Annotated in this window: 19 protein-coding genes; 7 read left to right on the top strand and 12 right to left on the bottom strand. The window is 42.6% G+C overall.

What is annotated here, in order from left to right; translation table 11 throughout:
• The first annotated feature begins 102 nt into the window (after positions 1 to 102).
• Entirely contained in the window at positions 103 to 339 is a 237-nt protein-coding gene (gene rpmB, locus BTV98_RS01115) for a 50S ribosomal protein L28 (protein ID WP_058369357.1), read from the top strand.
• A 39-nt stretch (positions 340 to 378) separates the two neighbouring features.
• On the top strand, positions 379 to 534 hold the full coding sequence (rpmG, locus tag BTV98_RS01110; protein WP_010201403.1) for a 50S ribosomal protein L33: 156 nt from the start codon (positions 379 to 381) through the stop codon (positions 532 to 534).
• Between the two features lie 114 nt (positions 535 to 648).
• Here the strand turns inward: rpmG and BTV98_RS01105 are convergent, their stop codons facing one another.
• The 12 genes from BTV98_RS01105 to ispH all read right to left on the bottom strand — a co-directional run bounded on the left by BTV98_RS01105 (position 649) and on the right by ispH (position 12,318).
• On the bottom strand, positions 649 to 960 hold the full coding sequence (locus tag BTV98_RS01105; RefSeq protein WP_058369358.1) for a hypothetical protein: 312 nt from the start codon (positions 958 to 960) through the stop codon (positions 649 to 651).
• 173 nt (positions 961 to 1,133) lie between these two features.
• Positions 1,134 to 1,445, bottom strand: coding sequence for a hypothetical protein (locus BTV98_RS01100; protein ID WP_058369359.1), 312 nt, complete (start codon positions 1,443 to 1,445; stop codon positions 1,134 to 1,136).
• Positions 1,446 to 1,512: 67 nt separating this feature from the next.
• On the bottom strand, positions 1,513 to 1,863 hold the full coding sequence (locus BTV98_RS01095; RefSeq protein WP_058369360.1) for a hypothetical protein: 351 nt from the start codon (positions 1,861 to 1,863) through the stop codon (positions 1,513 to 1,515).
• Positions 1,864 to 1,914: 51 nt separating this feature from the next.
• Positions 1,915 to 2,607 (bottom strand): ribulose-phosphate 3-epimerase, encoded by a 693-nt coding sequence (rpe, locus tag BTV98_RS01090; RefSeq protein WP_075102743.1) that lies wholly within the window; start codon positions 2,605 to 2,607, stop codon positions 1,915 to 1,917.
• A 105-nt stretch (positions 2,608 to 2,712) separates the two neighbouring features.
• The gene (locus BTV98_RS13835) at positions 2,713 to 2,958 is read right to left on the bottom strand and encodes a TIGR03643 family protein (protein ID WP_075102974.1); all 246 of its coding nucleotides are present in this window, start codon (positions 2,956 to 2,958) and stop codon (positions 2,713 to 2,715) included.
• Positions 2,959 to 3,342: 384 nt separating this feature from the next.
• Positions 3,343 to 4,233: an S-formylglutathione hydrolase gene (gene fghA / locus BTV98_RS01080; RefSeq protein ID WP_075102742.1), complete on the bottom strand. Its 891-nt coding sequence runs from the start codon at positions 4,231 to 4,233 to the stop codon at positions 3,343 to 3,345.
• A 215-nt stretch (positions 4,234 to 4,448) separates the two neighbouring features.
• A complete protein-coding gene (locus BTV98_RS01075; protein ID WP_058369363.1) occupies positions 4,449 to 5,939 on the bottom strand; it encodes a C13 family peptidase in 1,491 nt (496 codons plus the stop codon).
• 212 nt (positions 5,940 to 6,151) lie between these two features.
• Positions 6,152 to 8,170: a molecular chaperone HtpG gene (gene htpG, locus BTV98_RS01070; protein WP_256713807.1), complete on the bottom strand. Its 2,019-nt coding sequence runs from the start codon at positions 8,168 to 8,170 to the stop codon at positions 6,152 to 6,154.
• A gap of 248 nt (positions 8,171 to 8,418) precedes the next feature.
• A complete protein-coding gene (locus BTV98_RS01065) occupies positions 8,419 to 9,939 on the bottom strand; it encodes a catalase (protein ID WP_075102741.1) in 1,521 nt (506 codons plus the stop codon).
• Positions 9,940 to 10,169: 230 nt separating this feature from the next.
• Positions 10,170 to 10,985, bottom strand: coding sequence for a thioesterase family protein (locus BTV98_RS01060; RefSeq protein WP_058369366.1), 816 nt, complete (start codon positions 10,983 to 10,985; stop codon positions 10,170 to 10,172).
• Positions 10,986 to 11,105: 120 nt separating this feature from the next.
• The gene (locus BTV98_RS01055; protein WP_058369367.1) at positions 11,106 to 11,351 is read right to left on the bottom strand and encodes a hypothetical protein; all 246 of its coding nucleotides are present in this window, start codon (positions 11,349 to 11,351) and stop codon (positions 11,106 to 11,108) included.
• A gap of 10 nt (positions 11,352 to 11,361) precedes the next feature.
• The gene (gene ispH, locus BTV98_RS01050) at positions 11,362 to 12,318 is read right to left on the bottom strand and encodes a 4-hydroxy-3-methylbut-2-enyl diphosphate reductase (protein WP_058369368.1); all 957 of its coding nucleotides are present in this window, start codon (positions 12,316 to 12,318) and stop codon (positions 11,362 to 11,364) included.
• Between the two features lie 303 nt (positions 12,319 to 12,621).
• On the opposite strand from ispH, the gene gmk reads away from it, so the two are divergent.
• The 5 genes from gmk to BTV98_RS01025 all read left to right on the top strand — a co-directional run bounded on the left by gmk (position 12,622) and on the right by BTV98_RS01025 (position 19,325).
• Positions 12,622 to 13,251 (top strand): guanylate kinase, encoded by a 630-nt coding sequence (gene gmk / locus BTV98_RS01045; RefSeq protein ID WP_058369369.1) that lies wholly within the window; start codon positions 12,622 to 12,624, stop codon positions 13,249 to 13,251.
• A 170-nt stretch (positions 13,252 to 13,421) separates the two neighbouring features.
• Positions 13,422 to 13,682, top strand: a complete 261-nt coding sequence (rpoZ, locus tag BTV98_RS01040; RefSeq protein WP_058369370.1) for a DNA-directed RNA polymerase subunit omega — start codon at positions 13,422 to 13,424, stop codon at positions 13,680 to 13,682.
• Positions 13,683 to 14,151: 469 nt separating this feature from the next.
• Positions 14,152 to 16,338 carry a bifunctional (p)ppGpp synthetase/guanosine-3',5'-bis(diphosphate) 3'-pyrophosphohydrolase gene (locus BTV98_RS01035; RefSeq protein WP_058369371.1) on the top strand — a complete coding sequence of 729 codons (2,187 nt, stop codon included), beginning with the start codon at positions 14,152 to 14,154 and terminating at the stop codon, positions 16,336 to 16,338.
• A gap of 125 nt (positions 16,339 to 16,463) precedes the next feature.
• Positions 16,464 to 16,844, top strand: a complete 381-nt coding sequence (locus BTV98_RS01030) for a RidA family protein (protein ID WP_058369372.1) — start codon at positions 16,464 to 16,466, stop codon at positions 16,842 to 16,844.
• Positions 16,845 to 17,051: 207 nt separating this feature from the next.
• Complete coding sequence (locus BTV98_RS01025) at positions 17,052 to 19,325, top strand: primosomal protein N' (protein ID WP_075102740.1); 2,274 nt, start codon at positions 17,052 to 17,054, stop codon at positions 19,323 to 19,325.
• Positions 19,326 to 19,588: the final 263 nt, after the last annotated feature.

The following is a 19,588-nucleotide window of genomic DNA, read 5'->3' as shown; positions in this document are numbered from 1 at the left end:
TTTGGTGCAAAGCTGCTGCTTGCTGTGTCCATGCCGCAAATACGCGCAACTTGCCCAGACTGGTATGAGAATATCTCATACCTCATAGATTAGGAGTTCGCCATGTCTAGAGTTTGCCAAGTGACTGGAAAGCGCCCTATGGTGGGTAATAATGTTTCGCATGCAAACAACAAAACCCGTCGTCGCTTTCTACCAAACCTTCAAAATCACCGTTTTTGGGTAGAATCTGAAAACCGTTTTGTCCGTCTACGTGTATCTACCAAAGGTATGCGCATTATTGACAAGCTTGGTATTGATAAAGTGTTAGCGGATCTACGCGCACAAGGTCAAAAAGTTTAAGCCACGCGCTTGTAGACCACCATTTAAAGGAAAGCTATCATGAGAGATAAAATTAAGTTGGTATCGACTGCTGGTACTGGTTATTACTACACTACCACCAAAAACAAGCGTACAATGCCTGGCAAAATGGAGATCAAAAAGTTTGATCCTAAAGTACGCCAGCACGTGATCTTTAAAGAAGCAAAAATCAAGTAATAACGATTACTTTATTATTTGAAAACAAAAAAGGGTTTATCAATTGATAAACCCTTTTTTGTGGTCAGTAATTTAGACTTTTATAAATAAACTGCTTTAGTTTCTCATAACGCATTAACTATAATGCGTGGGCTCTTTGTCATATACGTGCGCATGCCATTGACTCATCTGCTTTTGCATAATCACCTGAATAGCAGCATGAATCATATGTTGACCGATCGCTTGAGTATCACTACCTAGCAGCTCTTTGAGCTTATCCGAAAAATCGATGGTCATTAATGGAGTTTCGTCTTGTTCAGCATCACGTAACAACAACCTGCCGTCATCACTTTCTACCAATTCAAGAGTCGTTTCTTTACCAAATCCTGCAAACTTATCTTGATTGTCGTTGTCTACTTCTATCTCATTATCAATATCGTATGGCATCTAATATGTCCTCAATTATACTGTCTCATCGTTGCATAGAGTTTTTCGTCTCAGGACAATATGAGTAAATGTATCATACTCATACAATGGACGCTTTGACACTATAATTCAAGGGCAATCATGCAACTCTTATCAATGAACAAGTAATCAATAAGATCATAATAGTCCATTGTTTAACGCCAGTAACGCAACTTTGCTAAGGTGAAGAGCAAAGCGACAAACATACCAAGATAATACATAAGCTTTAGCTCTAACGCTGGATCACGGTATTTAAATGGCAAGGCAACAGTGGCTGTAGCAGTAGGTATAATAATGAGCATCAATAGCCAACTCTCAAAGACATGTAACCAGCCTTGAAACCCTGTACCATGATTCAGTGAAGCCAACCCTAGCAATAGACAAGCAATGATAAGACTAGTGAATAAAACGTTGGGTAAATCTTTTGGATAAATAATATTCGCAATACGAGTGGGCATAATTTGCATATAAAATTCCAGTCAAGACTAAAATCATGACTTAACCATGATAAAAAATTTATAAATAACGTGAAATCTAGCTATAAGTGCCCATCAACCATAACATTGCAATACAGGAAGTCAGATAGCCTAGACTTATCGCATTCCAGCCTGCAATGTTAGTACCATTAACCTTGTTAAACACACGCGCACCAAACCAAAAAAGTAACGGAATACCAAGTACAAAAGCCGGGACTACCATTGCAGCATGCCGTAATACATTGCCGACATCTTCTCCCAGCATTAAGCGAAAACCATATCCAGCAAGGCTTAGTATTAATGAAAATACTGCTAAACCGATGGTGATTCCTTTGGGTACTAAACTGCGTTTTTGCTGTTTATCAGATGAACTCTTATCGTTTTGTACTGGTGAGGTTGGCTTATTCATAATGCATCCTTATATGAAGTAAGAATATTGTTGCCAGTATCTCTATGATGGCTAATCCGCGCTATTTACTAAGTTTAGCTCTTGGCGCATGGCCGTGATAGCAGTTTCATAATCATCTTGATTAAAGATAGCAGAACCCGCCACAAACATATCGGCACCCGCCTCAGCGATCGCGCGAATATTGCTCGCTTTGATACCGCCATCTACTTCTAACCGGATATCGCGACCACTCGCATCGATACGTTGACGAACCTCGCGAACCTTATCTAACGTGCTCTCAATAAACGACTGCCCCCCAAATCCAGGATTTACGCTCATTAATAATACCTGGTCGACTTTGTCCATGACATAATCTAAATAATGCAATGGCGTGGCTGGGTTAAGTACCAAACCACATTTTGCGCCACCATCTTTGATCAGTTGCAACGAGCGGTCTACATGAGCACTAGCTTCTGGATGAAAAGTGATCACACTTGCACCTGCTTCCAAGAATTGCTCAATCATACCATCAACTGGACTGACCATTAGATGGACATCGATAGGCGCATCAATACCATAATCACGCAGCGCCTTACAAATCATGCTACCAAAAGTTAGATTGGGCACATAATGGTTGTCCATTACATCAAAATGTATGACGTCAGCGCCCGCTTTTAAAACCGTCTCGACCTCCTCGCCCAAGCGTGCAAAGTCAGCAGATAAGATAGAAGGGGCGATTAGATATTGGTTAGAAGGACTAATCATAATTAAGCTACCTAATTAAATTTTTGATAAATTGATAAAAACAAGTACGCTTATCTCAACACTATTGATGCCAGATAAGCTTATAAACTTACTACTTAAAAACTACTATCGCGGCTTGTATTGAGTTTTGCAATAAGCACGGCCAACTTCAAAAGATCGTTTTATTTGATGCTTAGTGGCGCGGCCAGTCACACGTTGTCGCCATAAGCGAAAAGACGCAGGCTTTAATTGTTGACGCATCAATTTGATGACATACGTTTCATTAAGCCCATAACTGTGCTCTATCGCGCCAAAGGGTGTTCTATCTTCCCACGCCATCTCTATCACACGTGATATCTGCACGGTGGTCAATACTTTATCACTTGCTGTCTTTAATGATTGCGACTGTAACTGATCTGAGCTTACAACGTCTTTATTGACTTTATCTAGAGGTTGAACATTGCTCTGTTTTTTTAATCGTAACGCTTTATTGATATCAGCTTGCATAGTTGCAAGCGATGAGTGCTCATTTCTTGGTTGTTTATTTGAATTTTCATCTACGCATAATGCTTGATGATATACCATGTATTTTTACCTTATATGCTTTGTGCATTTAGTTAACCAAGCGCCATTTTATAGTAATAATAACGCTTGGTTAAACTATCGACCAACCAGTCTCTCTACAATACAGTCATATAAATGACTTTATAAATCATTATTAATCATAAACTTATAAATAGGCGATAAAAAAACGAACTAGCATAGTTGTGCCATACGCCAGTGATGGTCAATGTGGTCATTGATCACAGTTTGGATGAAGTAATAGCTATGATCATGTCCCGCTTGATAACGTAACGTCAGGGGTTGTGATACTTCTTCACAAGCTTGTTGGAGTTTGGATGTTTGCAACTGCCCTTCCGCTAAGAAGTTATCAGCGCCCCCTTGATCAACTAAGATGCTTGAATATTGGCGACCGACACTTTTAATGGTTTGAGCAGCGTCTGCTTGCGTCCACTGCGCTTTGTCATCACCGAAATATTCTGTATAAGCGGCCTCTCCCCATGCTGACTCACTGGCCGCGCTTACTGGGGATAGCGCTGAAACACTGACAAACTTACTTGGGAATTTAAAACCGAGTAATAATGCGCCATGACCACCCATAGAGTGTCCTGTAACACCGATACTGCTAATAGGAAACTCAGAACGAAGCAAATCATATAACTCATTGACGATATAACTTTGCATATTGAAGTTTTCTGCCCATGGTGCACAAGTTGCATCGACATAATAGCTTGCGCCTTGACCGACAAAATAACGCTCATCGTTTGGTACTTCGATATCTTCACTACTTCTAGGAGAAGTATCTGGCGCAATAAATATCATACCAAGCTCGCTACATCTTTGTTGAAAATGCGCTTTATGAGTGACATTGTCAGCATTACAAGTCAAACCCGACAGATACAAAATGGCAGGACAGACCTTTCCTGCCAGCGCTTCATCTGGTAAGTAGATACTAAACGTCATTGGCGTTTTGGTCGTCGCAGACTGATGACTGTAATAATGCTGTTCGCCATCAAAGCAGCGGTTCACGCTTTTTTGTGTGAGCTGAGTGTTGGCAGGTAAGCTATTGTTATAAGAATTACTCATGATGACTATCCTTTTTTATTAAACTTAAAATAAACCATGTTTTATTGCGTCAACCAATAAGACAATGATAACATTTTCACAAATGATGGACGTAGTGATAAGTAAAACGAAAGATACGTCATTGTGAGCAAAACCAAAAGCGCGAGCACGCAAGCTTTTAATAATGGTTGGCGTAGTAGATCAATGCTATGAGTCAAACAAATGACGCTTATTTATTACTCTGCGTTGGGCATAGCAATATTTTTGTTACCATTGATGGCATCATTATTGGTAGTAACGTCACGCATAGGGTCGCTGGCTTCCGTATTATTAGTAAGACGCTCTACTGGGGCACGCGCTTTATCAAACAATACTTTTTCAAATGCTGGCAAGGCTGATTTCATCAAACTACCGACCACCATTTGCGGGTCTGATGACTCAAAGCCCATAAAGTTTTCACGCTCGCTGACACGTAGACTGGCATCTTTAAAGGCTGCGGCAAAACTGGTGTTTTCACGTAGGCTTTCTGCAAAAAACGCTTGACCAAAATAAGTCATTTCTGCCGTATTGGTACAGCCAAACGACATTTTATCAGCGGCTGAAGCCGTTATCACTACAGTCGTTGGCGAAATTAACTCATCAATAAATGAGCCAGAATAGCAAGCTGATACTACGATCACACGCCAGCGAATGCCCGAAGCGTCAAGCGCCTCTCGTAACCATGTGGCATCCAGATTGTCCATATCAAGTGGTGGGTTAGATAAATGGATAAAGTCTTGGTCACCATGTGAGGATAACGCCATAAATAGCACATCTTCATCAGCATCCATTCGCTGACCAATTTTTTGTAGCCCTTGTAAGATACTAGTCTTAGTCGCTATTGGCTCATCCAACCAGCTATATGTATTGTTAATGAGTGCCAACGAATGACCACTAGTGCCAAAACGTACATCAAACAATTCTCGCACCTTATTGATCTCAGAGCGAAAAACATTTTGCTCAGAAAATCCTGCAACTCCCATAAAATACCAGTCATTCTGGCCTGGTACGTTTGGATCAATACTTGCCAATGCCTGTTGTAATAAACGTGGTTGCTCATACAGTGCTGCTTCCTCTAACACAGGCTGTATGGGTATCTGCTTAAAGATAGGTTGATCTGCGACATTGCGTTGCCAAATGGTTAGTAATGCTACTGCTCCCAATAAAATAATAATTCGCTCCCACCAAGGGGTACGCAGTCTTCGGGCAAATATCCATAACAATGCTAATGTTTGCCATAAGAACAATACTAAAAACAATATCGGTAAAAAAGAATAGCTCCAATTGGGTAACCATCCATGACTGCCCAAAACCTGTACCATACTTTGCAACAATGCAGATAAGGTATCAGCAACCAACCATAGCACCACTGGTACGAACACCAACGTATGATTACCAGAACGCCGCGCCAGAACAATACCGGCCAAAGAAATAATAGCGGGCCAAATTAAGTAACTGACTAGTCCTTGTTCATTAAAGACACTACCAGTTTCAGCAGCCAACCAAGAAAATAAGACGTTGCTGCCTAAAGCTAATGAGGCGAATAAAACAAATTGTATAAAAGTTGGTTTTACCCAAGAAAACGCGCGTGTTGACCCTACCAGCATCCAAAGGGCAGCAATAATATTGGCAGCGAAGTTGAGTGAAAAGCGCTGAAGAGAAACAGTTTTTAGCGAAGAGAGTGGCAAATACTTAGACCTCTATCTAGTCGAGACAAATGGTTATCAACATACTGATAACATAACCTCATAGTTTATCTTGCTAATCTATCGCGATTGTAACGGATTGTCAGTTAAGACTATAAGTATAATTTGTAAAATACCTCATAAAGTATTGGACTAAAGATTGAACAAAAAAAAGGCCTTGTATTCAAGACCTTTTTTAATGCAATTAACAGACGTTATTTCATCAATAACTCATTCACGCGTTTAAGATAGGCAGCTGGATCTTCAAGTTGACCGCCGTCTGCCAGTAACGCTTGATCAAAGATTACTTGAGCAAGGTCATCAAATTGCTCGCTACTCTCAAGCTTTTGGATAAGTGGATGATCAGGGTTCACCTCAAGTGTAGGCTTACTCTCTGGTACTTCCTGTCCCATTTGCTGCAGCATTTGTATCATTTGTGGTGACAACTCACCTTCACCTACGACCAAACAAGCTGGGCTATCAACTAGGCGCGTTGACACTTTGACATCTTTAGCTCGATCACCAAGCGTCGTTTTTAACTTATCGACAACTGGCTTCATGGTCTCTTGTGCCTTTTCAGCTTCTGCTTTTTCTTCGTCGTCTTGCAAGTCACCTAAATCTACCGCGCCTTTTGCGATGTTCTGTAGCGGTGTCTCATCAAATTGGGTTAAGAAATTCATCGCCCACTCATCCACACGGCTGGTCATCAAAATAACTTCGATGCCTTTTTTCTTAAATAGCTCAAGTTGTGGGCTGTTTTTTGCAGCAGCCAAATTGTCAGCCGTTAGATAATAGATGGCTTTTTGCCCATCTTTCATACGTGCCTTGTAGTCCTCAAAGCTGGTTACAACCTTATCGTTCGTACTGGTTGCATAACGCAGTAGCTTAGCAATACGTTCTTGGTTGCCCATGTCTTCGCCAAGACCTTCTTTGATCACATCGCCAAACTCACTATAGAACTGAGCGAATTTTTCTTGTTTATCGCTATCCTCGCTATTAGCAAGACCAGCTAGCATGGTCAGAACTCGGCGTGCGTTACCATCACGGATAGATTTTACATCACGCGACTCTTGTAATAATTCGCGGCTGACGTTCAGTGGCAAGTCTGCAGAATCGATAACCCCTTTGACAAAGCGTAGATACATCGGTAACAACTGCTCGGCATCATCCATAATAAAGACGCGTTTGACGTAAAGCTTGAGACCATGCTGCTGCTCGCGAGTATACAGATCCATCGGCGCTTTTTTGGGAATATACAGTAGCTGCGTATATTGCACACGGCCTTCAACGCGGTTGTGCGTCCAAGTCAATGGTGCATCCATGTCATAAGTGATGTTTTTGTAGAAATCGACATATTCGTCATCCTCAATCTCAGATGCCGAGCGAGTCCATAGCGCACTGGCTTTATTAATGGTTTCCCACTCATCGGTAAGTACCATCTCACCGCCACTAGGTGCGCTATTTTCTTCCGAATCGTCACTGTCATCAGCGACATCTTCTTGCCAGACTTCTTTACGCATCTGAATGGGCAAACTGATATGGTCTGAATATTTGTTAACCAAACGCTTGATTTTGCCGCGATCTAGATAGTTGTCTTCGCCTGCGCTATATTCTTCTTTTAAGTGCAAAGTAATAGCGGTGCCACGTTCTGCTTTGTTGATTATCTCAACGGTGAAGCTACCAGTACCATCTGATACCCAGCGCACGCCTTTATCCGCAGGCTCGCCTGCTTTGCGTGACTCAACTGTAATGGTATCGGCCACGATAAAGCCTGAGTAAAAACCAACACCAAACTGCCCGATTAATTGGCCATCTTGCTTTTGAGATTCAGATAACTTGTCTAAAAATGCTTTGGTGCCCGACTTGGCAATCGTACCCAAGTTTTCGATGGTATCCGCCTCATTCATACCAATACCATTATCAGTAAAAGTAATTGTTTTAGCGTCCTCATCAACAGCGATACGAATTTTTAACTCGCCATCATTTTCATAAAGACTATCGTCATTGGTCGCCTCAAAGCGCAATTTGTCGCAAGCGTCCGAGGCGTTAGAGACCAACTCACGCACAAAAATATCGGCATTAGAATAGAGCGAATGCGTCACCAAATGCAGAAGCTGCGCCACTTCTGCTTCAAAAGTATGCTTTTTTATTTCAGGGGTGCTTTCTTTAGCGGTACTGTTATTAGTATTAAGGTTATCAGTATTTTTATTGTCCGCTTGGGCCTGTTCACTCATAAAAACTCCTATTATTTATACCAAAAATGCTGTTGCCAGCATAGATTAAATACAAGAACATCAAGTACCAGCAGATAAGCGCAACTTATAGATAAAACTGCACGGTAAATACTGCTAGGCTGTTTAATCAAATAGGGTCATGGGCAAAAATTTCAAGCTTAAATACAGCAAAAACAGTTATTAGTCATAAAAAAACCGCCCTAGTTTCCTAAGGCGGGGCTTTTAGATAAATTTACATAATTTATAGTCTATAGACAGCTTGGCAAATGACAAGCTGGATCTGAATCACGCGCTGCCATGGCATCTTCAACGGTCATACCCAATGCTTTGGCAACACCTTCTCCATAAGCAGGATCACACCAGTTACAGTTGCGAATGTGCCGATACTTAATAAAGTCTAGAGCATCACCCATTGCTCTTGCAGTATTGTCGAAAAGCATCTGTTTTTTCTCATCATTCATCAGATTAAACAATGCGCGTGGTTGACTAAAGTAGTCGCTGTCGTCTTCACGAAAATCGTAATGCTTGGCATAACCATCAATCTTGAGTGGTGGTTCAGCATAGTCAGGCTGATCTTGCCACTGTCTAAAGCTGTTAGGCTCGTAGTGCGGTAGGCTACCATAGTTGTCATCGGCACGGCCTTGGCCATCTCGCTGGTTACTTGTCACAGGGCAACGTGGTTTGTTCACTGGAATTTGCTTGTGATTGACGCCCAAACGATAGCGCTGAGCATCAGCGTAGCTAAATAAGCGAGCTTGTAGCATGCGATCTGGTGAAGCGCTGATACCTGGTACAAGATTATTAGGTGCAAAAGCCGCTTGCTCTACATCTGCAAAATAGTTGGCAGAGTTTTTATTTAATTCAAACTCACCCACTTCTATTAGTGGATAATCGCCTTTTGGCCATACTTTAGTCAAATCAAAAGGATGGTAAGGCGCTTGATCCGCCTCTACCTCTGGCATGATTTGCACATACATTTTCCATCTTGGAAAGTCTTTGTTTTCAATAGCATCATACAAATCTTTTTGATGACTTTCACGATCCATTCCGACCAGTGCTTCGGCTTCAGCATCAGTTAGGTTTTTGATACTTTGCTGAGTGACAAAATGGAATTTTACCCAGTAACGCTCATTATCAGCACTGATAAAGCTGTAAGTATGCGAGCCAAAGCCATGCATATGTCTATACGAAGCTGGCAGGCCGCGATCACTCATCGTAATAGTCACTTGGTGCAAAGACTCGGGCAATAGTGTCCAAAAATCCCAATTATTGGTCGCAGAACGCATATTGGTACGTGGGTCGCGCTTTACCGCTTTGTTTAAATCTGCAAACTTGCGCGGGTCACGGACAAAGAATACTGGGGTATTGTTACCCACCATATCCCAAACACCCTCTTCGGTATAAAACTTTAGCGCAAAGCCACGAATATCACGCTCAGCATCGGCTGCCCCGCGCTCACCTGCAACGGTACTAAAACGCGCAAACATCTCAGTCTGCTTGCCAACTTCGCTAAAAACTTTGGCCCGAGTATATTTAGTAATATCGTTGGTAACAGTGAAAGTACCGAACGCACCAGAGCCTTTAGCGTGCATACGACGTTCTGGAATCACCTCACGATTGAGATCAGCCAGCTTTTCATTAAGCCATAAATCTTGTGCCAGTAATGGACCGCGCTTACCTGCGGTCATACTATTTTGGTTATCTACCACTGGGGCACCATTACTCATGGTGAGCTGGGTAGGATCATAAGGGCATTTTTTATCGCTCATTGTAGGGCTCCTTTAAGGAATAAATTAGAGACTGACATCCATCATTGCATCTTATATATGACTTATTGTCTTACTAATTCCTATTAGAACCGATTTTCAATTATTAGTATAATAAATTAAACGCATGTTTCCGTTTTGATTTTTAGAACATAAAATTGGCTCTTAACATAAAATAGGTCCTTCATGGTACTCAATTTGAGTCAAGTCGACCAACTACATATCAGTTATAATTAGTGCGGCATTGGGCGAATCGTCAAAATTTGCTCACTGCGACCAAAAGGCCCATGTACATCATGCAATACTGCACTGGTCAGTCCTATCCCATCATCGCCGTACTGTTGCACCGCTTCGATACCAAGCCAGCGACCTTTCGGTGCGCGATGCATATGAATTTGCAAATCAGTATTTGGGAACATCCATTGAGCAGCTGACAGTTCTATGCCAAGTCGAGGTACGACGCCATTAGCCGTGTCAACCATACCCAAAAGATGGACCAAGTCATCAGTGGATTCACCTGCTACCATTTCGATATCATTGGTTATCCAGACCATACCCTTGCCTGGCCGACGCTCTGGAGCAGCGACCAACCGCACGCTTTCAATAAAACCGCCCGGCCAACCTTTCATATCTCCCCAAACAGGCAGCTCGTCTGGCTGATGCAAGGCCTTCTGATCTTCTAGTCCTGCGACAGCACTGGTATCTTGAGTCATCAAACGCCAAGCGCGCGCAATAATACAATCACGACCACGACTACTCATGACTGCTTCTATTAATTCAATAGTCTTGCCTGGACGAATACAACGGGTAGTAACAGTAAACTCATCAAGTGGAATCAGTCCTAAGATGTCAAGACTGATACGAGCAATACGCATATTGGCCTGCGGTAAAAATTTTTCCAATTCGACAGTCAATAACCCAGTCGCTGGCGCCATATGCTGCTCATGCTCGTTCCAAGCGCCTTGTGCATGCTTGGTTGGTTGATAGTGTGCTACGCAACTACCATCGGCTTGTTGCTCGCGGTTTATAAATTTATAGTAAGCTGACATAACCATCCTTAGTTTTTGAATGTAGTGTTTTTAGATGTAGTGTTTTTAGTTATAGTATTTTCAGATATAGTAGGGTTGTATAACCTATAGAATACTTGGGCGTTGATCTATTTTTACGCCCTATTTAGTAAACTCTTGTTTTTTCATCTTAAGAATCTTGCGGCTCTTTATCATCAAGAACAATAAGAAAATGACAGTGGCGATTAGAAGTCCGTAAAAAAGATTGTACTCTTTTATAAAGTGCACTGTGTTTAGACCAAGCAACATGACCAGCAGCCCAATGACAAACATATTAACTGTTAATTGTCTGTTAATCTCATCAAGTGTCGCCTCTGACAATACAAATCTTTTTTTCTGTTTTTTCATGTTATTTTGCCTATTTACCTACTTGGGTAACTGGGATACGTAACGCTTTTGGCAAACTAAACGTCACGTTTTCTTCGATACCTGACAACTCACTGGGCAAATCACCACCCCAGTCTTGAAGCTGTTGTAGTACTTCTTGAATTAACACTTCAGGTGCTGACGCGCCAGCAGTCACCCCAACACTTTCAATCCCCTCAAACCATTGACGATTCATCTCACTGGCATTATCGATCAAATAAGCGCGGCAGCTCATACGTTCTGCCAATTCACGTAGACGATTAGAGTTCGATGAGTTTGGTGAGCCTACCACCAAAACGACTTCGCAGCGTCCAGCCAAATCTTTGACCGCGTCTTGTCGGTTTTGAGTGGCATAGCAGATATCATCTTTGCGTGGCCCTTGAATACTAGGAAATTTGTCGCGTAATGCATCGATGACACGCGCGGTATCATCCATTGACAGCGTGGTTTGGGTAACAAACGCTAAACGTTCGGCATCTTGTACCGTCAATTCTTTGACATCGCCCTCGTTTTCGACCAGATGTATTTGCCCGCCATGACGACGGTTAAAGCGTCCCATTGTACCTTCAACTTCAGGATGACCGGCATGGCCTATCAGCACTGCATCCATACCATCCTGCGCAAATCTTGCGACCTCGATATGTACCTTAGTGACTAGCGGACAAGTGGCATCAAATACAGTCAGGTCACGGCGTGTTGCCTCATCTTCAACGGCTTTTGAGACGCCATGCGCTGAGAAAATAACGATTGAGCCATCTGGCACTTCATTGAGCTCCTCAACGAATACAGCACCGCGATTGGCTAAGTCTGAAACCACAAACTTGTTATGTACAACTTCGTGACGTACATAAATAGGGGGCTCAAAACGCGTTAATGCTTCGTTAACAATCGCAATTGCGCGGTCCACACCAGCACAAAATCCGCGTGGATTAGCAAGATAAATTTGCATAAGACGGCCTATCATTAGATAATTTAGATTCTAAACTTGAATTCAAAAAATTAGAGTGGAACAATACGCTACTTTAGCATAATTTGCTTTTATTGCCTTCTAAAATACCATAGTCGCAATCGTCATAACGTTGACAGGTTTACTCATCAATACGACGATATCAAAAGCAGTTTATAATTATTAAAGTAGACGTAATTGTTATTAGTCGTACTTGCTATCGTTTTACATGATGGCATTTTCTTTTTTTACCAGTCTTTATCTGCTTACTTATTTGATTACTCATTTATTACTAGGACACACTGTATGACAGGTTCATTGTTTATTATTACTGCAGCCTCTGGTACTGGCAAGACCTCACTGGTCAAACAGTTACTTGCTACCACCAACGATCTGACTGTCAGTGTCTCTCATACTACCCGTCAGCCGCGACCTGGGGAAATTGACGGTCATCATTATCACTTTACTAGTGTCGATGTTTTTACTAAAGCTATCGCTGAAGGTCAGTTTTTGGAGCATGCAGAAGTATTTGGCAACTATTATGGTACCTCAGAGCAAAGCGTGCGTACGCAGTTAGAAGCAGGCGTCGATGTTATCTTGGAGATTGATTGGCAAGGAGCGCTGCAAGTCAAAAAGATATTTGCTGAAGCAATCATGGTGTTTATCTTACCACCAAGCGTAGCGACGTTACGTCAGCGTCTATCAACACGCGCAACAGACAGCAACGATGTCATTGAACAGCGTTTAGCAGGCTCAGTCAATGAGATGTCACAATATGTACATGCTGACTATGTGGTGATCAATGACAATTTTGAGGTGGCATTAACAGAGCTAAAATCTATCATCGTAGCCGATAGACAAACGCTAAGACGACAACAGCAGCGTTATAGCCGCGTTATCACAAACTTATTATTAGACCCAGCTGACCAATCATAAGTCGAATATTTAACTCTATAGCGTTTAAAATACGGGACGTAAAAAGCAACTGCGCGCTTGGGTAAATAAATGCTATAATAGCCAGTTGTTATCCCTTATATTTTTGATACTATTTTTATTGAGTGGCGAGCCATGTTCGTTACTGATAAAAACAACCGAGGTAGCTATTTATGGCACGAGTAACGATTGAAGATTGTTTAGAGAATGTTGATAATCGCTTTGAATTGGTATTGGTTGCCAGTAAACGCGCTCGTCAGCTAGCAAAAGGTATTGCTGAACCTTTAGTAGAAGTCGACAACGATAAGCCGACAGTATTGGCATTACGTGAAATTGCCGCTGGCAAGATTACGCGTGACATCCTAAACCAGCCGGAGCATAATTTTGCTACAAGCTCACTGGATTTAGCATTATCAGGCGATCATAGCTTCTAGAGTTATGCAGTACAGTCTTGTTTTTGTCTGAGCGATTGCCATATAATCTGTACTAAAGCTCAAATCAGACGCTATAACAAAGACTCAATAATAAAAGCCCTAATAGAACCACAGGAAAACCACAGTGTCATGCTGTGGTTTTTGCCGTTTATACTGGCCATATTTTTCTAAACGATTGTTAACAAAATATATTTGCAAACAGCATTTAACCATTATTACAGCTTAAAAGTTTTTAAACTGTCTATGTGCTTAGTAGTTGACATTCAGCGCAATTTAAGATTAATTAGAGGGTGGCGTTGCAACCAAGAAAACAGAGAATGAAGAGTTTGTGGCTTAACTACTCTTTATAAATATAATTCTCGCTGCTACCATCGTCCCACCCATATATATAGCATTAAGTCATCAGATGCATTAAAACTGGTTCAGCATTAACTACCAGTCATGTAACGAACAATAGGATCGCCACTCTATGAGCCAAACCCTACCCAAACTCAGTCACCATCTGGTTGATGAAGCTCAGTATAATTTACTGCGTTCGGTTGGGTATTTATGTGCAGCTGAGCGTCACGACATTATAGATGCTTGTGCCTTTGGCGATGTTGCGCACATAAAAGACCGGCGCAAATCAGGTGAGCCTTATATTACTCATCCCATAGCGGTCGCTGAGATATTGGCCGGCTTTCGGCTAGATCGAGATACTATCATTGCAGCAATCTTGCATGATACGGTCGAGGACACAGAAGTTAGTGATGAGCAGATTGAACAGCGATATGGCAAGGTCGTTGCAAGACTGGTCGATGGCGTCACCAAGCTTAAGTCCTCTACTCATAATAAGCAGCAAAACAAAGCAGCTACTTTTCATAAAATCCTCACTGCAACTTTAAATGATCCACGCGTGCTAATCATTAAGCTTGCCGACCGTCTGCACAATATGTCTACGCTTGATGCGGTTCGCCCTGAAAAGCAGCGCGCTACTGCCCAAGAGACCTTAGATTTTTATGTGCCATTCGCACGCTTGATGGGTCTTAATGATATTGCTGATTACATTGAAGTCTTGTGTTATCGCAACCTTAATTCTGACATGTATAATAAGTTATCTGATAAATTGTTACAGCACGGTCTAGGACGTAATTTTCAAAGAGAGGCCATCCATCGTTATTTGACTATAGTCCTCAATAATCTAGGGCTTGGCGGTCATGTAAAGGTATTAGATAATCGTGTGGTTATATACCGACAATTTTTCCGCAATCGCGGTGAAATCAATGCCCTACTTCGCCATTATGCGTTTGAGATTGTGCTGGACAATATAGAAGCTTGTGACAAGCTGGCGTATTACTTGATCAAAAAGTATCAGATCGACGACTCACATATTGAGGACAATATACGCAGACCATTACCTGGCGGTAATCAATCACTCACCTTGATTTATGAACGTGATAATGATTTTGTAAAAGTCACTATCTTGACCAAACAGATGCAAAATGCAGCCAGACTTGGGGTTATCGGAGCAGAACATGCATCTGATGTAAGTCGATCTGTCATTCAAGCCTCATTACGCAACATGAAAGACTTGGTCGATGAAGAAACCTTAGATGAAAACAGTCCTGACTTCACCGCGGCTGTTTCTACCATTAACGAGCTGATGGATTATCTGCATTCTAGCAAAATCATTTGCTATAGTCCGCAAGGCCGTGCCTATGAGCTACCGCAAGGGGCAACAGCACTAGACTTTGCTTACGCTGTGGGCCCTATGGTCGGTAATGTGGCAGTCGGAGCCAATATCGATGGCAAAAAAGCCAAACTGGGTACCGTAGTCAAAAACGGCCAGCTGGTCGAAATCGAAGTCAATAGTCACTCAGAACCAAAAGCTGAATGGCTTGGGTTTGTCGTTACCAATAAAGCCCGTGAAGAGATATTACGTTGGTTTAAAGACTTATCCGCAGCTGATAAACAGCATCATGGTCAACAGGCTTTGGATCGCGCACTAAAAACCTACCAAAAAAACCTCGACGACTTGACGGATAGCGACTGGCAAAACCTTATTGAATGGCGCGGCTTGCCAGAGAAAAGTGCTCTTTTTGAACAAATAAGCTCTGGCACTCTACTACCGCAGCTTGTAGTGTCACGTTTGTTCAGTGATGAGGTCAGCAACTTACAGGCTCAACGACACCACAATGGCATGGTACAACCGCAGCAGCTGATTGCAAATGCTGCTGGTGTTGAGATTGATTTTGCCAATTGTTGTCATCCTATCTATGGAGACCCTATCGTCGGACATCTATCACGTCATGGTCTGGTCGTCCATCGTCATAAGTGCTTCTCGCTTGATGATATCCGTAAAGACAATCCTTATCAGGTCATACAGTTACGCTGGCGTAGGGATAAAGCGATCAAACAAAGTGAAGAAGAAGAGCAAAATGGAAAGATTCGTTTCCCAGCTTACTTAAAGCTGTCTATCGCTCTTAGCGATGAACAAATCAGTGAAGTCATCTACCACTTGCGTCAGCTCAATATCGGTGTCGAAACTGTCGATGTACGTAGCAGCGACACCATCGTTCATGTTATTGTCCGTAGCCGCGATCATTTGGCCCAAGGTATTCGTGAACTGCGCTCTTTACTTGGCTTTCCCAATATCGTGCGTTTATACCAGCTATAAGCGTATAAGCGTGCGTTACTCTTTGTATGAATTTAAAAAAATCTAAAACAATGCTAGACTCTCCTGCTAGCTTCTAGCAAAAACTCTTGCAAACTAAACCAGTAAAAATAAGACAAGGATATAATATGAGCCGTCAAACCATCCAAACTGATAAAGCCCCAGCAGCTGTTGGCACCTATTCACAAGCCGTAAAAGTCGGTAATACCGTATATATCTCAGGCCAGCTTGGTTTTGACCCTAAAACGATGGAATTACGTGACGGATTTGAAGCGCAAGCAAAGCAAGTATTTGCTAACCTAAAAGCCGTTTGTGAAGCTGCCGGTGGTAGCTTAAGCGACGTGGTAAAGTTTAACGTATCCTTGACTGACTTAAATGACTTTGCTGTCCTTAATGAGGTCTTTGTCGAAAACTTAAGCGAGCCATACCCAGCCCGTGCTGCCGTACAGGTTGCTGCCCTACCAAAGGGTGGCGTCGTTGAGATTGAAGCCATTTTATATATTGAATAAAATAAACTGCTATATTTTTTGACTTAATGCTTAAATGATTAAGTCAAAAAACATGCTTTTAAAAAGATAACCATAGAGTAAGCCCAAATATGTTTATTTGGGCTTATTGCCATCCTTCTTCTCAATATCATAATCTAAATAGCTAAACGCTACATATCTAAAAATTTAATTTAAAAGCTATATATCAAAAAGCTAGGGGTGCATTTTATGTTGGTACAAGTTGCTCTACCCGTGCCCCTTTATCGGGTATTTGACTATAGCGTATCAACAGATAGCAACGCCTCATCAAACGTGCCTTTGCCTCAGATTGGTAGCCGTGTCGAGGTGTCATTTGGTCGTCAAACCCTAATCGGTATTGTAATCGCTCATATCGCTGAAGCTGATAGCAGTGTGCCTAGCGGTAAGCTTAAACCCATCAATAAATGCCTAGATGCTGAACCTATTTTAGATGTCAGTATGTTAAAGCTTGCCTATTGGCTTGCGCGTTATTATCACTACCCGCTCGGTGATGTTTTGGCTGTTATCCTGCCAAGCCTAGTGCGTCAAGGCAAGCCGCTGGACTTACTGATTACGCACTGGCGGATTTTGCCGCATGTAAGCGACGATGACTTTCATGCTAATGCAAAAAAACAAAAGCAGCAGTTTGATATGCTCAAGCTACATGGCGCGCGCGGTGCTAGTGAAGACGTACTGTTATTAGAAGGTATGGAGCGCGCCTTTTTAAGGACATTAGAAGAAAAAGGTCTGATTGAGCGCTATATTGAGCCAAAACAAGCGCCGTCTCCTGTTACATTAGCAAAAATGCCGCTTGATCTAAATGAAGAACAGCAGCAGGCGGTCAGCGCTATCATCGCTACTCATCAAGCTCAGCGCTACACAGGTTTTTTATTAAATGGCATTACGGGCAGTGGTAAGACTGAAGTGTATTTACAAGTCATGCAAGCGGTACTCGAGGCAGGGAAACAGGTTTTAATTTTGGTGCCAGAGATTGGCTTGACACCGCAGACACGCGCCCGTTTTGCCAGTCGCTTTGCTGCTCATATTGTGTTGCTGCATTCTGGTATGAACAATACTCACCGTCTGCAAGGCTGGCAAGACTGCCGCACAGGACACGCCCAAATCATCATTGGTACGCGCTCAGCAGTGCTCTACCCCTTTGCTAACTTGGGGCTGATCGTCGTTGACGAGGCGCATGATGGCTCGTATAAACAACAAGATACCTTGCGCTATCATGCCGCTGACGTCGCGCTCTACCGCGGTGTACAATACAATATTCCAGTCATACTTGGTACCGCCACTCCTTCTCTTGAACATCTAAAACTGGTCGATGATGGCAAACTGGTAGAGTGCCAGCTTCGAACACGACCAGGTAATGCCAAGCCTGCGCCCATGCAGCTTATTGATGCGCGCTTGCAAAGTACGCATCAACAGACGACAGACGATGGCGCACGCTACGATACGGGGCTGACAGACGCCATGATTAGGGCAATACGGCAGACACTAGAGGCTGGCGATCAAGTATTGGTGTTCCTAAACCGGCGCGGCTATGCACCTGTCTTATTATGCGAAGCTTGCGGCTGGCAAGCAGATTGTCCACGCTGCGACGCCCATCTGACTGTTCATTATAATAGTCAGTCTCAACATAGCTCATATCTAAAATGCCATCACTGCGACTGGCAAGCTTATATTCCAACCGTGTGCCCTGATTGTGGCAGTCAAAACTTGGATGCCAAAGGTATAGGTACGACAAGGTTAAGCGAAAATTTGCACGCGATTTTTGCCAATCCGCAAACCAGCAAAGAGCTGTACCCGATTATTCAAATCGATCGCGATACCACACGGCGCAAAGACAGCTGGGAAAATATTTATCAGCGTATTAATCAAGGCAATCCTGCCATATTGGTTGGCACGCAAATGGTCGCCAAAGGTCATCATTTTCCCAACGTCACTCTTGTATGCTTACCCAATGCCGATCGCGGCTTTTTATCCGCGGATTTTCGCTCTCCTGAGCATACTGCGCAGCTGATGATTCAGGTAGCAGGACGAGCAGGACGTGGCAACAAAGCAGGACGCGTGCTGATTCAAACATTGCAGCCCGACAACGACTTATTATTAAAATTGGTAAAAGACGGTTATCAATCATTTGCACGTGAGCTATTGCAAGAGCGCAAAATAATGGGACTGCCGCCTTACACCCATGCCGCGTTGATTCGCTGTGAAGGCAAAACCCTTGCCGCTACCATGCAAGTACTTAAAGATGCCATCGCTATTTTGCCGAGTAACCACAACTTGGCAGTATTAGGTCCCATCGATGCACCTATGAGTAAAAAAAACAGTCGCTACCATGCGCAGCTACTCCTGCTCGCCAAAGAGCGCCAGCAGCTCCACCATGTATTAAGTCACTGGTGGCAACCAGTACTGGCTCTGCCCAGCGCCAAATACCTAAAACTGACTTTAGATATTGATCCTATTGGCTGGTAGGCTTACACCTCAAACTTATCACCGTTTCCTCTTATTATTCTTAGGCTACTAAACGTATAGTCAATTCAAAATAACATGGTTATAAATTGAAGAGTGCTACTGGAATGAATTTTGCGCAGCCTCTGTGATAACAGCATGCAAGGAAAATTTATACCAGTAGCACTATGTCATTTTTACAGTGAATCGACTATAGCTTACTGGCTTCATTTTTACCTCGTCGTTACAGCTTCTAATACTCGACTATGTTAGATTTATCATTAGTC

The sequence above is a fragment of the Psychrobacter sp. Cmf 22.2 genome (assembly GCF_001921745.1).
GTDB lineage: Bacteria > Pseudomonadota > Gammaproteobacteria > Pseudomonadales > Moraxellaceae > Psychrobacter.
This window is presented reverse-complemented; position numbering and strand designations above follow the sequence as displayed.

Coding starts and splice junctions, on each gene's coding strand:
- ispH (WP_058369368.1), bottom strand. CDS start 12,318: ATGCAAATTTATCTTGCTAATCCACGCGGATTTTGTGCTGGTGTGGAC.
- BTV98_RS01095 (WP_058369360.1), bottom strand. CDS start 1,863: ATGAATAAGCCAACCTCACCAGTACAAAACGATAAGAGTTCATCTGAT.
- BTV98_RS01060 (WP_058369366.1), bottom strand. CDS start 10,985: ATGTCAGCTTACTATAAATTTATAAACCGCGAGCAACAAGCCGATGGT.
- gmk (WP_058369369.1), top strand. CDS start 12,622: ATGACAGGTTCATTGTTTATTATTACTGCAGCCTCTGGTACTGGCAAG.
- BTV98_RS01030 (WP_058369372.1), top strand. CDS start 16,464: ATGAGCCGTCAAACCATCCAAACTGATAAAGCCCCAGCAGCTGTTGGC.
- BTV98_RS01055 (WP_058369367.1), bottom strand. CDS start 11,351: ATGAAAAAACAGAAAAAAAGATTTGTATTGTCAGAGGCGACACTTGAT.
- BTV98_RS01065 (WP_075102741.1), bottom strand. CDS start 9,939: ATGAGCGATAAAAAATGCCCTTATGATCCTACCCAGCTCACCATGAGT.
- rpoZ (WP_058369370.1), top strand. CDS start 13,422: ATGGCACGAGTAACGATTGAAGATTGTTTAGAGAATGTTGATAATCGC.
- BTV98_RS01100 (WP_058369359.1), bottom strand. CDS start 1,445: ATGCAAATTATGCCCACTCGTATTGCGAATATTATTTATCCAAAAGAT.
- BTV98_RS01035 (WP_058369371.1), top strand. CDS start 14,152: ATGAGCCAAACCCTACCCAAACTCAGTCACCATCTGGTTGATGAAGCT.
- rpmB (WP_058369357.1), top strand. CDS start 103: ATGTCTAGAGTTTGCCAAGTGACTGGAAAGCGCCCTATGGTGGGTAAT.
- fghA (WP_075102742.1), bottom strand. CDS start 4,233: ATGAGTAATTCTTATAACAATAGCTTACCTGCCAACACTCAGCTCACA.
- rpmG (WP_010201403.1), top strand. CDS start 379: ATGAGAGATAAAATTAAGTTGGTATCGACTGCTGGTACTGGTTATTAC.
- rpe (WP_075102743.1), bottom strand. CDS start 2,607: ATGATTAGTCCTTCTAACCAATATCTAATCGCCCCTTCTATCTTATCT.
- BTV98_RS01025 (WP_075102740.1), top strand. CDS start 17,052: ATGTTGGTACAAGTTGCTCTACCCGTGCCCCTTTATCGGGTATTTGAC.
- BTV98_RS01105 (WP_058369358.1), bottom strand. CDS start 960: ATGCCATACGATATTGATAATGAGATAGAAGTAGACAACGACAATCAA.
- htpG (WP_256713807.1), bottom strand. CDS start 8,170: ATGAGTGAACAGGCCCAAGCGGACAATAAAAATACTGATAACCTTAAT.